This is a genomic window from Nostoc sp. CCY0012 (genome assembly GCF_963920855.1).
Classification (GTDB): domain Bacteria; phylum Cyanobacteriota; class Cyanobacteriia; order Cyanobacteriales; family Nostocaceae; genus Cyanocohniella.
The window spans coordinates 14,420-30,018 of the sequence record NZ_CAWUDM010000004.1; the positions used below are offsets into that span (position 1 = coordinate 14,420).

Sequence of the window (15,599 nt, forward strand, 5' to 3'; positions counted from 1 at the left end):
CTCAATTTTATCTTATGGGCTTTGTTCCCATGATAAAGAAGTGTTCAAAAACAAAATGCTTTTGCTCTACAGCCAGAGGCGAGTACCGCAAGGCGGAAGTCAAAAGTCAAAAGTTTACCCTGAGCTTAGTCGTTCGCGTTAGCGTCTCCGAAGGAGAAGGGTCAAAAGTTAAAAATCAAAAAGCTTATTTTATAGGCTTTTCATTGATTTCAACTGGTCTGTTTATTTACGCCAAGCTGTACTCGTACCGCTGCACGGAAGTCAAGAGGCTTGAAAAGCTTAATTTTTCGTTGGTAATTCAGGATATTTTTGCCCCTCTCCGCGTCAAAGAGGGGTTGAGGAGAGGTTCATCGAACTCACATTATGAAGAATTGACCCAAAATATCACTTATTGCTGGGCGGCAGATTGAGCCGGTGCAACATCTGAGTTATAGCAAGTTGAACCAGGAACATTTGCAGTTCGGAACCTGATACATTGGCTAACAGTCGCCCGATCTAAAGACCAGTCATAAGACTTATCAGAAGTGACGACTCCATTAGCTAGAGTTGTTAGTTGGAAATGTGCGCCTCTAAAATTTGTGAACTGTATTCTAGAACCTCTTAAGTTAGCTACTTCTAAATTAGCGCCCATAAAACCAGCCGAAGACAAATCAGCATTTTCCAATGATGCTGATTTTAAATTGCTACCCGTCAAGGAAGCACCAGAGAGGTTCGCAGAATTCAAAACCGCACCTTCTAAATTGGCACCAGTCAGATCTGCATTGGCCAGATTTGCTTCAGATAAAATAGCACCCGTCAAGTTAGCTTCTCGCAGATTTGCCCTTACCAGATTCACACGAGTTAAATCAGCGCCTATTAAATTACACCTGGGACAAGCACCAGTCGCCTTCAGATTCGCCAGGTCTTGTTGATTAAATGCTACAGCTGCGTCTACCAGGCCGAAACAAGCCAACACAGCAATGCCAGCAACAATTTTTAAATTCATATTTTTACGTATATTTTCAAGATGACCAGTGATGCAATACTTAATACAATACACAAATATATACGAAATATTTACGAAGTTTTCAGTAATTAACAGGTGATGAAGTGCTGATGAAGATGCTATAAAAATCCTATAAATTCTGGTTATAAGACTACACAAACTGAAATCTAGGGTCTACAATCAGTAGCGTAAGGAACTATACAGAATCATTTATAGACTACCACATATGTGATCCCCCTAGTTGAAAAGCAAAAAGCAGCTAGGGGGATCTTGTTTTTGGGCATGGGACTAGGGACTAGGGACTAGAAATAGAAATCTTCTCCATCTCACCTCCTGGAGCGACAAGCGTTGCAAAGCATGGGTAAGAAAACCCGCCCTTCTAGGGCGCTTGACTGGGGCAGAGTACAAGGGACTTCCCAATCTCTCCCCCCTGCTCCCCTGCCTCTTTTGACCAACTCCCCGTCTAACGCCACCCCAAAAACCTTAATCCTGGAACAATTAGGTAATAACTCACCCCTAGCCAAAAGCTCATGAAGATAGCCACCAAACTAAAAAACACAATGGGTGGGGATAATGCTGACCAAAGGGACTGGCTTGAAAATTGTAAGACAGTAGTGGGAAATCCCAAAACGATGAAAATTGCAAAAATAATCGCAGTACCCAGGGCTGCAACTACAGCATGAACTATGTGATGGCTGCGAAAACCGATACTCAAAGTCAACAAGGAAACGGCAACTAAAATTACTCCCAACAGACCTTCGCTACTATCTTTTGATGAGACTAATTGCAAAATAAACCAGCTCAATCCATAACTAATCATGCCCATGAGCGACACTACTAAAAACCTTCGCCGCTGACCAAAACACCCTGATACCGTCAGTCCCCATGCAGTTCCTAAACCTGCGGCGGCAAATACCATAATCTCTGAGGCGACGACAGTTTGAGTATTGGTGACTAATTCGGGTAGCTGACTAAAAATATATTCGGAAACTTGATCGCCTAAGATTGTGCGATACGCCACAATAAACCCAATAATCGTACCTACACAAGCGCCAATACCAGTTAGCAGCATAGCCCAAAGTGTTGCCAGACAAGCTTGTAAGACTTTGAGAATTGCCTTAGCTATAAAAACAACTGTTTTACCTATAGCTTGGGTGAAATTGTCTAATGCTTGCTCAATAGCTTGGATTAAACGTGTAAATTGGCTACCGATTTGAGTGACGGCTTGCCCAACAGAGTGTTTGAGTTGGGAAAATAACCCTGGGTGCAAATATTTACGGGTAATTTTAGTCAAACGTTTTTGAATAATTGCCGCATTAGCTGGACGCGATCGCACATCCTCCTGTACCATCTCATCTAGTAAATCTGCCAGTTGTGGATTAACGTTCACCTGATTTCGCCAACGCAAAACCCCAGTGTGGGGATCTTCCAACTCCGGTGGATATTTGCCTGTGAGTAATTCAATCATCGTCCGACCGAGGGCATAAAAATCAACGGCTGGCCCCACATTACTACCTGACATTTGTTCTGGTGGGCTGTAGCCAGAAGAATATAACCTAGTTGAACTAGACTCTCGACGTAGCATTGCGGCATTAAATTGCTTTACCCCACCAAAATCTATCAGTACCAGTTCTCCCTTGGTTGCGCCTGGATTTAAGGGTACAGTTGACGAAAAAGTCCGCAACATCAAATTAGAAGGTTTGATATCCCGGTGAATAATCTGGCGTTTGTGCAATTCCTGTAGAATCTTTACAGTCTGAATAAACCAAGTTAACACCAAATTCTCTGGACATCCTTGGGGATACTGTTTTAGTATCTCTTCCAGAGTTGGCCCGTTAATTTTTTCCATTACCAGACAAGCTAATGGATGTGGTTTGACACCGGGCATATTCACCTGAAAATAACCATCCGATTCCACTCTAGGAACACCGGGATGCTGCAAGTCCCTTAAAACTGCTGCCTCTTGTGTAAACAACTCCAATGCTTTTGGTGAATGTTCCACCAAAACTTTCAATACTTTTTCCGTTTGAGTTTTTTCATCCCAAACCGTATAAATTTGGGCGAACCCTCCCGAACCCAAGGGTTGGATAGGGATATAACGATCTAACAGATGTAGCAATGCGCCACAACTGTTACAAAATTTGTTTCCCCAAGGCTGAGGATAAGGACGTTGACAGTCAGGATTTATGCAGTGAACCGCTAAATTTCTCAAAATCAACACCTTCAGCCATTTTGCTTACATAAATGCTCAAATGCTCAGACAAAGTATTATTTCTTGTGTTTAAGCATCTCTTTTTAGTAGTATTTTATACTTTATTTTTCATGCTCAACTAATGCTCATTTTTTATTATCCCTCATTCATCCTCCTATTCCCTACCTACTCAGATCATGCCAACTTAACTTGTATAGGACTTATGCATTGACAGGAAAAACCAAATATGAGGTATGGATTTCAGGCATTAAACCTTGATTTTTGGATACTTGTTAGGGTATGCCTGCGGTAGTCACTGAGCTTTGTCTAAGTGCGGACTACGCCTAGGCTATTTATCAAAAGATGATTGATCACAGCCTGAAACGACGTATTTTCGTTGATACACAAAATGATAAATTTGTACAGTGCGTAAGTCCTAATTACTTGGCTTGTCTGTTGTCGGTTTTTGCGGTGGTAGTAACAGTTTTAAACTATCTTAACGTTCGTTGCTTAAGTCTCCTCGATTCATGATCATCACCAAGCGATTGCGCGCAGCGCAGCGCCAAAGGCGATCGCATCTTTTTTTAGGATATAACGAGTTGGAAAACACGCCCTAACCAACCACGTATTTTCGTCATTGCGACCGTAGGGAAGAAATCTCAAAGCCTTTATTTTCGTAGCGAGTGCGTAAGTCCTATTTAATTGGGAACGGTTCTAGTGATGTTCCAGCAAACGTAAAAAAAAGATGTGTTATAAAAAAAAAGGACTATACTCTGATGTTTTTGGCACCAAAGTATAGTAAAGTGCTTAATTTTCCTAAATTTAGCTTATTATTTTCCGTAAAATCTCGTGGATAGAAAAGTGACAGGTTCTATAGTGTCACATCAGCAGCGCTCTGATTATTTTAGTTAGTCCAGAGCGTTTTTTTATATCTGTAATCACGCAAACTTCATGAAAAGTCCCCGCATTGTCATTGTTGGTGCTGGATTTGGTGGATTACAAGCTGCCCAATCTTTAGCTAATTCTGGAGCAGACGTATTATTAATAGATCGTCATAATTATCACACTTTTGTCCCTCTGCTATATCAGGTTGCTACAAGCCAATTGGAACCAGAGTATATTGCTTATCCTATCCGCACGATTTTGCGGCGATTTTCTGGGAAACGACACAACGGTAAGCCCAAAGTCCAGTTTTGCATGGCTGAGGTGGAGAGAATTGATTTTACCGCGCAAATTGTCAAAACAGATGATGCAGCGATCGCTTATGATTTTCTGGTAATGGCTACTGGCTGTCAAGCTCAGTTTTTGGAGGTTCATGGAGCCGCAGAATATGCTTTTGCTCTGAAAACTTTAAAACAGGCGGTGGCATTACGCAACCAAATTATCTCTTGTTTTGAACGCGCTAGTCAGGAAACAAATCGATTGCGGCGGGAACAACTACTCACATTTGTGATTGTCGGTGGTGGCGCTACTGGTGTGGAAATGGCGGGAGCCTTAGTAGAAATGCTCCGAGGTAAATTACGCCAAGATTATCCCACACTAGATATAGAACAAGTGAGACTGTTTTTAGTGCAATCAGGCGATCGCTTGTTAACGGAATTGCCACAAAAATTAGGAGTTTATACTTATAAAAAGTTACGTCAGTTGGGAGTAAAAATTTACTTACAAACCAAAGTCAGCGAAGTCACCCCAGGATCAGTGCATTTGCAAAACCATGAAGTGATTCCCAGTGCTACCGTAATTTGGACAGCCGGTTTAGAAGCCAACTCACCGGAAACCTCGGAAGAATTAGCCACTGCTAAAAAAGGTAAATTGGTGGTTCATCCCACCTTGCAAGTGCTAGAGCAACCCAATGTTTATGCTATTGGGGATTTAGCTTATTTAGAGCAAAACGGTAAACCACTATCTGGGGTAGCGCCAGAAGCACTCCAACAAGGCGTTGCGGTGGCGCGCAATATTCAAAAGCAGCTACAAGGTAAAGCACCAAAACCCTTTAGCTATTTCAACAAAGGTAGATTAGCAATTATTGGTTGTCACTCTGGTGTCGGTAAAATTGGCAACTTCACATTTACAGGCTGTTTAGCTTGGCTGATGTGGCTAGGAGTCCACTTAGTATACCTACCGGGATACCGTAGCCGTTTGCTAGTATTACTCACTTGGCTTTATACCTATTTATTAGGCGATCGCGCTGTGCGTTTACTTCTGTCCATGTAAACATTATTCCTGCAATTGCCGTCAATCAAATTAAATTCCTAGAGTCGGAGTTAAGTTAATGAATGAACACAAGCCATACATTAGTCTGAGACAAAAGGATATTGCGATCGCTTATTTGTTGTTGCGTATTCTCATCGGTGTAAATTACTTTAATCATGGATTTACTCGAATCTTCGACATTCCAGGATTTGTAGAACAAACAGTCGAGCAACTAAAAAATTCTTATTTCCCAGAATTTTTGGTAAGAATTAACTCTTACCTAGTACCCCCAGTTGAATTAATCGTAGGCGTGTTAATCACAATTGGGTTAGCAACTCGCGGTTCTCTTATAGCAACCTTTATCTTGATGATTATCTTGAAATTGGGTGTTACCTCAGTCCAGAACTGGGGTGCAGCTACATCAATGATAAGTTACGCTCTGGTACTATTTATTTTACTAGCGGCAAGCAGCTTCAATATTTACTCAATTGATCATTGGCGAAAAAACAAACAACCCAGCGTTGAATCTGCAACACCTTATGAACCAAATAGAAACAACTTTTTTGCCTTCAAATTTGGTAAAAAGCGCCGTCGGCACCGTTTACCCACTCAATACTAGAGTTAACTAACTTTTTTCTTGGGGAACAGGCATCTTGCCTGTTCTAGACGCATCTGGTCGATATTTTAGAAGAAGAGATCGCCTGTATGACTCCTATTTAATTATTAAAAAAACTCTGTATCTCAAAAAATCTTCTTTCCTACTCCCCACTCCCAGCCTACGCAATTTTACTTCATGAAGCTAATCAAAAAAATTTTAAAGTTTCCCCGAATTATATATTTTGGGATTGCAATTTTAATTGTTAGCATTTTATTCATAAATTTATCTACAGATGCCGTTGAAATTAGTAGTATAGAATTTATTGGTGAAGCAACTATACCCAAAGGATTAATTTTCCAAAAAACTGAAGTTGGTGGCTTATCGGGAATTACCTACGATGCCAAGAACGATTTGTATTATGCCATTTCCGATGATCGAGGACAAAAAGCACCAGCCCGTTTCTACACTCTGAAAATAGACTTAAGTCAAGGTTATCTAAAAAATGGTGATGTTCAGCCTGTAGGTGTAACTACTTTGCTAGATCAAAATGGTCAAACATTTCCTGCGGGTGAAACCGACACAGAAGGTATTGCTTACACTAATGGAGAAACTGCCTTCATTTCTTCTGAAGGCGATGTCAGACAATTAATTGATCCTTTTATTAAAGAATTTTCTTTATCTTCTGGGAAGCTACTAGCAAAGTTACCCATACCCAATAAATTCTTACCCGATAAAAATGGTAATCAAGGTATACGCAACAATTTAGCTTTTGAAAGCCTCACCATTACCCCCAACAATCAGCATTTATTTACAGCTACCGAAAATGCCTTAATGCAAGATGGGCCAGCAGCTAAACCAAATCTGGGTAGTCCTTGCCGGATTTTGCAATATAATCTGCTCACCAATAAGCCAGAAAAAGAATTTCTGTACCAAACAGAACCAGTTCCGCAAATTTTAAATTTGACTGGTAGGTTTGCTAGTGGATTACCTGATTTATTAGCTTTGGATAATCAAGGACACTTCTTGAGTATAGAACGGTCTTTTGCTGGTTTGGGCTTTGCTGTTTCCCTATTTCAAGTTTCCTTACAAGGCGCTGATGAAATTCAAAATATCAATAGCCTGTTAGCAATGGAATCTGCAAACATCCAACCAGTCAGTAAAAAACTGTTATTAAATCTGAGCAAGTTAGATGTATTGTTAGACAACATTGAAGGTTTAACTCTTGGCCCTCGGCTACCAGATGGACAGCGCTCATTAATTCTTGTTAGTGATAATAATTTTCATTCACTGCAACGTAATCAGATTCTTGCTTTTAAACTCAAAATAGAATCACCAATTATGAGATTTTTACGGCGTTTATTACCTAACTTATAGCCCTAAATTGACCGTAATAATTTTATCTTTTGAATTTGGGATATATTCGCTGTGCTAACGTCAATTTAAAATTAAAAATTGTTTGACCGTGGATTCACTGTTATGACTAGGCAATTTGATCTAGTTAATTTATTGGTTCAGTGAATTTCCTCATACGCTTACTATAATCAATATGTTACATAATATTTAAGACTTTTTGCATAAGGATACGTAACATTTTTATCGAAAGTTAACCTATGATTATTTTAATCTTTATCTTGCATGATTTATTTTATAAGTCTATGGAGATATTCGTTGATTACAATAAAAAGATTAAGGGTATGCTTCTATACCTATTGTTAGGGTTAACAAATTATTTTATAGCGTAAAATTTCCCAAGATGCTGAATCCCAAAACCGAAGTAGACGTTTATATTGGAAAATTTTTAAATAATCGCTATTTAATAAAAGATTTGATTGGTAAAGGGGGAATGGGTAGAGTTTACTTGGCAGAAGATGTAGCTAAGGGAGGGATGCTGGTTGCTGTAAAAATTTTGATGATGAGTTTGGGAAATCAGCAAATATCCCAACGTTTTGCTAGAGAAATTTTTATTGGCGCTCAACTTGGTCGTAAAAGTAAAAATATTGTCCGAGTTTTGAGTTACGGCGTTACAGAAGATAAAACGCCATTTTATGTTATGGAATATCTTCAGGGAAAAAATTTAAAAAATATCCTGAAAATTCAGCCACTAACACCATCAAAATTTTTAGATATTGGTTCTCAGATTTGTTTAGGTTTACAGTGCGCTCACCAAGGTATTAGCCTCAAGGGTGAGATTTATCCAATTGTACATCGAGATATTAAACCAGAAAATATATTTATTACTGAAGATGCCAAACAAGGCGAAATTGTGCGGATTCTTGATTTTGGCATTGCTAAGTTCTTAACAGAACGTAGTGGTATGACTTTAACCGATTCTTTTATTGGTAGTTTACCTTACTGTTCTCCAGAACATATGGAAGGACGTAAATTATTAGATGTCCGCTCTGATATATATAGTTTGGGAGTATTAATGTTTGAAATGCTCACAGGAAAACATCCATTTCAAACACAAACTAATTCCTTTGGTAGTTGGTATCAAGCCCATCGGTTTCAACTTCCTCCTACATTTGAAGAAGTTAACCCCCAAGTTCAAATACCACCAGAATTACAAAAATTAGTCATCAAGTGTTTGGCGAAAGAAGTAGGCGATCGCCCGCAAAACATTGGTCAAATTCTAGACGATTTAGAATCAATTAAAGTTAAAATTAATACAAAAAACAATAGCGATATTGATAGTTCACAGCCTATATCACCATTACAATTAGTTCCTCTAACTTCTGTCACCGAAAAAGAGTGTTTACAGAAAGCTTGGCCTAAAAACAAACCCATTGCACCTATAGGATTCCCTCATTTATTGCATAGTACTCAAGGCATTTTACCTACTTTCTGGGCAATGCTACCCCAACAGGAAATTGCCAGTTTCTTAGAAAAAACTCATAGTACTGAATTTATTGCCAAAATGAATATATATCCCATGTTAATGTGGGTGACAGTGCTATATGATGCCCAGCTTTCTTTAACACGTTGGTTATCTTATTTTCTCGACATGAAAGATAATCGAGGGCAAAAAATAGTAAAAGTTTTAGCAGATACAGGCTATTATCACCTCTTATTCTTTGCCTTAGAAGAACCGACGCGTTGCGCCCATGTCATGACTTTAACTTTAACTGCTGTCCAACGTCAGCAACTTACAGATTGGTTAATGTTAAACCAAAAATCAAATGCCTTAATTTCTGCAAGCCAAGCTAAAACTCTTCTAAAATCAGAGTATGAAAAACTAAAAATGGAAATTATGAAAAAATTGTCAGTCAATCACCCAATTGAAAGGAATGATTTTAAAACTTGGGTTGCAAAAATATTTGGGAGATTTTTAAAATTTATTAAACATGATTAATTACTATATAAAAACTGGGATATTTAAAAATACAAGACCCTAAAAATCAGGAGGAAATTTTCAGAAATGATTTTAAGCTATATAGAAAACTTTATCTGATGAAACTTAAAATGCAGCGACAATAGAGGTTGTACAAGTGAATCAAAGTGCATTTACTTCTCCACATAATACAGGGTTGCTGGCCAAGCGCTATCAACTCAAGCACTTAATTGGCAGGGGTGGTATGGGAGAAGTTTTTTTAGCAGATGATATTTTACTAGGGGGAATACCAGTTGCCATTAAATTCCTTTCTCAAACTGTTTCGAGTGCCAAAATGAAACAGGACTTTGCTCGTGAAGCCTTAATGAGTGCAGCATTAAGTCAAAAAAGCCTACATATTGTCCGGGCGCATGATTACGGCATCAGTGAAGAAGGGAAACTTTTTTATGTGATGGAATATCTCAATGGCAAAAGTTTAAAAGATTTAATTCCCATGCCTTTGCCTAAGTTTGTCACCCTGGCGCGTCAGATTTGTTTGGGGTTACAGTGCGCTCATCAAGGTATTAATATCGATGGAAAAATTTATCCTTTAGTTCATAGAGACATCAAACCAGCAAATATATTAGTTGTCCCCGACCCGATATTAGGTCAGTTAGTCAAAATTCTAGATTTTGGCATAGCAAAATTTTTAAACTCTAATGCTACTATTAGCACCAACAAAGGCTTTAACGGCACTTTGCCATACTCATCTCCCGAACAGTTAGAGGGTAGCGAATTAGATAGTCGCTCTGATATATATAGTGTGGGAGTATTAATGTTTGAAATGCTCACAGGTGCTAAACCCTGGGAGCCAGAAACAGATTTATTTGGGGCTTGGTATAAAGCACATCATTTTGAAGCCCCACGAGCGATCGCAGAGGTTAATCCTCAACTAAAAATACCTCAGCAGCTGAATAATTTAATTATGGCTTGTCTGGCGAAAATACCAAGCGATCGCCCCCAGAATATGACTGCCATCTTACAAGTATTAAATAGTGTAGAAAAGTCTATTTGTCCTGGTTGGCCCACAACCTTAGCTACCCCATCCACCCGTAATATACCTGTAACAACTGGATTACCTATATTCAGAGAAAAAAATTGCAAGCAACTTGCATGGCCACAAAATAAACCGATTCAAGAAATTGTTTTTCCTCAGTTGCTAGATACTGCACAAGGAAGTATGGCCACACTATGGCTGATGTTGTCTCAACAAGAGATCCAAAAACGTGCAGATTCTCAGGTTTGTCATCAATTTATATTCATCACCTCTCCACATCCGATGCTGTTGTGGGTGACAGCACTTTACACTCTAGCACTGGGACCGAAATGGTTACCCTGTTATTTGGATATGCAAAATCTCCAAAATCAAGCATTGGTATATGCATTAGCAAATAAAGAAAGCTACCCTTTGATTTGCTTTACCCTGGAACCGCCCCATTCCTGCGTCAAAGTTCTTAGTAGTCAAATAGATCCTCGTCAGCAGCAAATGTTGAAAACCTGGGTAGAACAAAGTAAAGGTTTACCACCTTCATCTCAAGCTCATTTGAGCAAAAATCTGTTAAAGCAGCAGTATAAACAAATGCAAAGCCGGATGCTAAAACAAATGGCATTAAATCCTCAGGTTGTAGTCACAGCTTCTAAGTAAGTTGTTCAAAAACGACCCCTCACGAATACACTGAAGATATTCTCCTTTGCTGCTAATTGATTACCCAAACTATCAGTGCCATAGTCATACTCATTATTTCTCCACGATAGATTGAGTCTGGGACTATTCTGATTTTGTCCGAGTGTAAAACTTGCTGTTGTACCATATACAGAGCGTCCAGCATTTTCATTAATGGGTGCATAATATGCGGATACAGCAAAGTTGCGGTTAAATTGAATACCCAAACTGGTGACTAGAGTATTTTTAATTGAATCGGGGACAACATCTCCCACGTAGCTAGTCAACGCCAACCAAGTATTACCTAAATTAACTCTTGTTCTCAATGTCAATGAATTCACAAAGTCGTTGGGGCGAGTTTCTCTATCAAAAGCATAATTAACCCCAGTGGATAAAACTAAATTGCTATTTCGACTCAAGGGGATGCGTTTAGCGATATTACCTAAGACTTGACTGTAGTAGTCAACATCAGGATTCACATAGGCGATTACACCGCCAGAAAAACTCCATCCATTGGAGGTATTTTTAGTAAAATCTGCACCACCATAAGCTTTAATTTGGTCGGCACCTATGATACCAGTGTAATATCTCAAAACATCCTGTGTTCCTGTAATATTTCCTGTAAAACTGAGATGTGGTACATATTTGGTCGCTTCTCGATATCTGTTAGATGTTACATTATTAACTTCTTGATTTAAAATAGTCACATAGACTTGAGCATAGAAGTTTTGTAATTCTGCTGTGGAAAAATTTTGATTATTAATAGTAGAAGCAAAACTCACATTAGAGTCAAAGCCGCCTTCTTCACCACCCTCAAATAAAACTGTCTGGGGGCTAATTTGTTCAAAACGCGTACTCAGTTCAGAACTACGTTTAATTACAGGAGAAGCACCTAACCAGATACCATTAAAATTAGCAGCAGGTATTTGAGTTAAATTTGTTGCTTTGGGCGGAACACTCTGCGCTCGTCCTATCCCTCCATGATAAGCAGTAAAACTATTAGCAGGTAGCCGGACATTATTAGCCGCTAAAAACAAATTATTATTGACATTAGAATTGACTCGATTCGCTGATCCGGCAATGCTAGGGTTAATATCTGGAAACAAACTATATCCTAGTTGCAAGGCTGTATTTAGTAAAGTATTTTCGTCATTTAAGATGAATCCAAATCCCCGTACTGTACGCCCTATCACAGCTTCGCGATCATTGACTTTGATAATTTGTCTAATTCTAGAATAAACTGCGGCTGGTGTATTTTCTATTTCTTCCCTTCTGGTGATAGAAAGTTGATTACCAGTACTATTACCAAGAAGTGAACCTGTATTGGGTAAAGATAAGTTTATACCAATTTCTTGTCCATTAGCCCCAGATTGAAAACCCGGTTGCTGAATTGTAGCTAGTGTTTCTGGCGCTACTACATCACCTACTGTTGCAGTTTGAAAAATCCGATTTGGTATCAGAGTATCAGGGTTAATATCAGCAGTTGTTAAACCAGGAGTGTATGTACATATATCATCTGGGTTAGTATCCGGTAAGATACAAGAAGCCGTCAAGCTTAATTGGAAATCTGTACCTAATACAGTTTGGGGTTCTTTGAGATTAACAATAATCTCTCTGCTTTGTCTTACCGTTTGCAGTTGTAGATATTCTCCTGTTTGGTCTACAGTAAAAATATTATTGGTTGTCAAATTTTCTTGGACTTGGCTATTAAGCTTGATAATTCCGTTAACATTAAAAGTAGTATTTTGAAGATTACTAAAGCTTGAACCTACACCTAGTTGTCCTTGAGTTAAATGATTAATTAATACACCATTAAGAGGGATGCTAGTTGTGCGTGGACGTATTTTTTGCGGATCAGCGACTCTGGGGGGAATAATATAATTTTGATCAATTTGGGGTGGTTCTTTTGTGGGAGATATTTGCTCCCCTTCTAATTCATCAACCTGTGGCTGTGGATCTGATGGTGGCTTTAGTGGATCTAGTTGTCTAGGATTAGATTCTGTTTGACTAATTTTATTAGGAGGACAAGATTGTAGCTGGGAATTAATTTTATCTAAATCTGTAACTGCGTTAAATTCTTGTTGTCTGGTGTGGCTGGTAGGACAAGACGGAAACTGAGAATTATTTGGTGCTAAATCTGCTACTCTTAATGTTTGATTATTATTTTCTGCTTCAGAGGTTGGTGATAAGTTTAATTTGCCATTACTATTTAAACTGTCCAACTCTAATGTATTTGCAGGTATCTGAGCGCAGACTGCTTTGGAAAAGAATATTGTTGCTGAACTAAATAACAGTACAAATGCTAGTTTTAAATTTTTGCGAAGCGAAAGACTTATAAACATTTGTAACAGAAATTCCAGAAATATCTTGAAAAATCAAATTTTCACTCTATTTGTAAATGAAATTGCACTATTGTTATTTAGCTTATGTGACTAGCATTTATGAGTGTTTTAGATACAATAAGCTAGAGACACGATAGCCTCGTGTCTCTAACAGATAAACACAAAAGGGTTGGGGTAGAGAGAATTTGAGGATAGTATCAGTTTGTCGCTTAAATTCTTGATACCCTGATCATTTTCTGGGATTTACCAGAAAAATAGATACATTTTGCTTCACAAAACTAAAACCCAGTTTCAATAGATCCAATGGGGGTTTCGGTGAAGGTAGCAATGGAGTTAGCTTGGCTGTCTCCTAAAGCTGTATCTGCGCCACCTGTGAGAGTAACGTTGCTGTAAACTTCGCTCTCACTAAAATTAGAGTCTGAAAAGGAATAAAATCCGTTATCGCTGAGTAATTCGATGACGCCAGCGCTACCCAAAGCGGAAGCTGAAACAATACCAAAGTTACCGGTAGCTGTAGCAGCTGCATCATTTTTACCGACAGCTCCAGCAGCAGCCATTTCAGTTACCAAACCATCAGCGTCAAGTGTAGCTGCTACAGCTCCAGCCGCACCACCTTCACCAGCAGAGGCTACAGAACCGAAGCCAAATACACTAGCGGAAACTGCAACTAACGCGATCGCTACTTTTTTGTTGAATTTCATCGACTTCTATTCCTAATTATTTAAACTTCAATGTGCTGACGATGTACGCATCTGGCATTTGTGCTGGGGAAAATTTCACTATCTCAGTTACTGTTAGCAAAAATTATTTGTTCAACATAAACTGTTGAATTTAAGGTGTGGTTACTTTTCAGTATCTGAAGTCAAGAAACATTATATTTCGGCACAACTTAGGTTAAGTTTTGTTTAAAACTTGCAGTGCGTAAATCTGATGACAGAGTTATATTACTTAAAAGCAATTACTTAGTCAAGCGGTTAAAAATTAATTTAAAATAATTACGTATTCAAGCAATCAACTAGCTGTATTTAACCTGATTTTAAAATACCATAAAGCAATTTTTGGTAATTAAAACTAAACATCGAAAAATAAATAAAATTAATTTTCAGCTATCAATATTGAATTATTTTAATAATAAATAGAGAAAATCAGGCAAATTTTTGGTTTTTTACCTGAGAGATAACAATTGCTATCAGCAGCAGTTATCTCATGATATGCAATAAATTTACAAGCTCCAAAGCCTTGCTATTGCTAGGAAAAGTTCTACTCTGTCTCTCGGACGAAGTATGGTATTAGAGTAATTTTTTGTATTCTCTACGACAAATAATAGCTATTGTAGCTTTATCGGGTTTGTGATAATTATTAATAGCCAAACACGCTGAAACTGTCAAGTCAAGCAAAAAACAATTTATAAATTCTTGATAAAATATAGACGCATCGCTAATGCTGTAAATGATTGGCAAATGGATCAAGGCTAAAAATTTTTTACAGTGTTTTTAAATTACTTGCATTAAAGTAGTCACTATTTGATGAACATTTTAGGTTAATAAAAGATTAATAAAAGAGAAAGCTTTGGTTTTTATTTCTATATATTGCTGATTCTTACCGAAGCAAATCTTTATATATCACAAAATAGGGCGCATTAATCAAAATGCACCCTAATATTTAAGCTTGATTACAGTAATAACAGAACTAGAGTCAGGGCGAACTGACAAAAGCCCTCCGGGCATCCAAGAAACAGCGCTTGCGCTATCGCCTGATCTAATTGCATCTCCCAGCCTTTAGTAATCAATTTCTTCGAGGTTGTGTTCCTCATCCATTGCTACATCTAAGAATGTACCTGTTTTGCCATGAACCTGAGTTCTAAAGCTGTACTCTTTTTTGTCGTAAGGTAACTTAACTTTGAGTAGATAGTCTGCATCTGGTAATTTCTTAAACCAGAAGTTACCGTGTTCATCAGTACGAGTAGTTTGGGGTGGGAGAGTATTGATGGTGACTTTGGCATTTTTCACCAAGTCTTCTCCCGGTACACCTTTCCAAAGATGGGTATCGGCGAGTTTACCATAAATTACGCTATCGCCTTGGGGCTGATTCCAGAAACCTATAGCCGGCTGCTGAATGGCGATGGCGGCGATGGCCACACTCAAAACTAACAAGCCACTAAACAATCTTCGTAGTTGCTTGGAACGAAAGCGCCAAAAATTAGGCTGAAGTTTTAGTTTCATGATGTTTTGCACCTACTTGTGAATAATTATTAATTCGT

General features: G+C 38.4%; 11 protein-coding genes. 6 read left to right on the top strand and 5 right to left on the bottom strand.

The window, feature by feature from the left end:
• Window positions 1–14 precede the first annotated feature (14 nt).
• A complete protein-coding gene (locus ACM0OS_RS01680; RefSeq protein WP_414541419.1) occupies window positions 15–410 on the top strand; it encodes a hypothetical protein in 396 nt (131 codons plus the stop codon).
• Here the strand turns inward: ACM0OS_RS01680 and ACM0OS_RS01685 are convergent.
• Both ACM0OS_RS01685 and ACM0OS_RS01690 read right to left on the bottom strand, forming a co-directional pair.
• Entirely contained in the window at window positions 389–985 is a 597-nt protein-coding gene (locus tag ACM0OS_RS01685) for a pentapeptide repeat-containing protein (RefSeq protein ID WP_414541420.1), read from the bottom strand. The two genes, ACM0OS_RS01680 and ACM0OS_RS01685, sit on opposite strands and share 22 nt — an antisense overlap.
• Window positions 986–1,448: 463 nt before the next feature.
• Complete coding sequence (locus ACM0OS_RS01690) at window positions 1,449–3,206, bottom strand: protein kinase domain-containing protein (RefSeq protein WP_414541421.1); 1,758 nt, start codon at window positions 3,204–3,206, stop codon at window positions 1,449–1,451.
• Window positions 3,207–4,127: 921 nt separating this feature from the next.
• On the opposite strand from ACM0OS_RS01690, the gene ACM0OS_RS01695 reads away from it, so the two are divergent.
• The 5 genes from ACM0OS_RS01695 (at window position 4,128) to ACM0OS_RS01715 (ending at window position 10,979) form a co-directional block, all read left to right on the top strand.
• Window positions 4,128–5,390, top strand: coding sequence for an NAD(P)/FAD-dependent oxidoreductase (locus tag ACM0OS_RS01695; RefSeq protein ID WP_414541422.1), 1,263 nt, complete (start codon window positions 4,128–4,130; stop codon window positions 5,388–5,390).
• 58 nt (window positions 5,391–5,448) lie between these two features.
• Window positions 5,449–5,988, top strand: coding sequence for a DoxX family protein (locus ACM0OS_RS01700; RefSeq protein ID WP_414541423.1), 540 nt, complete (start codon window positions 5,449–5,451; stop codon window positions 5,986–5,988).
• A 174-nt stretch (window positions 5,989–6,162) separates the two neighbouring features.
• Window positions 6,163–7,341 carry an esterase-like activity of phytase family protein gene (locus tag ACM0OS_RS01705; RefSeq protein ID WP_414541424.1) on the top strand — a complete coding sequence of 393 codons (1,179 nt, stop codon included), beginning with the start codon at window positions 6,163–6,165 and terminating at the stop codon, window positions 7,339–7,341.
• A gap of 379 nt (window positions 7,342–7,720) precedes the next feature.
• Window positions 7,721–9,316, top strand: coding sequence for a serine/threonine protein kinase (locus ACM0OS_RS01710; protein WP_414541425.1), 1,596 nt, complete (start codon window positions 7,721–7,723; stop codon window positions 9,314–9,316).
• 136 nt (window positions 9,317–9,452) lie between these two features.
• Window positions 9,453–10,979 carry a serine/threonine protein kinase gene (locus ACM0OS_RS01715; RefSeq protein ID WP_414541426.1) on the top strand — a complete coding sequence of 509 codons (1,527 nt, stop codon included), beginning with the start codon at window positions 9,453–9,455 and terminating at the stop codon, window positions 10,977–10,979.
• Between the two features lie 5 nt (window positions 10,980–10,984).
• Here ACM0OS_RS01715 and ACM0OS_RS01720 read toward each other — a convergent pair whose 3' ends face one another.
• The 3 genes from ACM0OS_RS01720 to ACM0OS_RS01730 form a co-directional block, all read right to left on the bottom strand.
• On the bottom strand, window positions 10,985–13,219 hold the full coding sequence (locus ACM0OS_RS01720) for a hypothetical protein (protein ID WP_414541427.1): 2,235 nt from the start codon (window positions 13,217–13,219) through the stop codon (window positions 10,985–10,987).
• A 398-nt stretch (window positions 13,220–13,617) separates the two neighbouring features.
• Entirely contained in the window at window positions 13,618–14,040 is a 423-nt protein-coding gene (locus tag ACM0OS_RS01725; RefSeq protein WP_414541428.1) for a hypothetical protein, read from the bottom strand.
• Between the two features lie 1,077 nt (window positions 14,041–15,117).
• Complete coding sequence (locus tag ACM0OS_RS01730) at window positions 15,118–15,561, bottom strand: carboxypeptidase-like regulatory domain-containing protein (protein WP_414541429.1); 444 nt, start codon at window positions 15,559–15,561, stop codon at window positions 15,118–15,120.
• Between the last annotated feature and the right edge of the window lie 38 nt (window positions 15,562–15,599).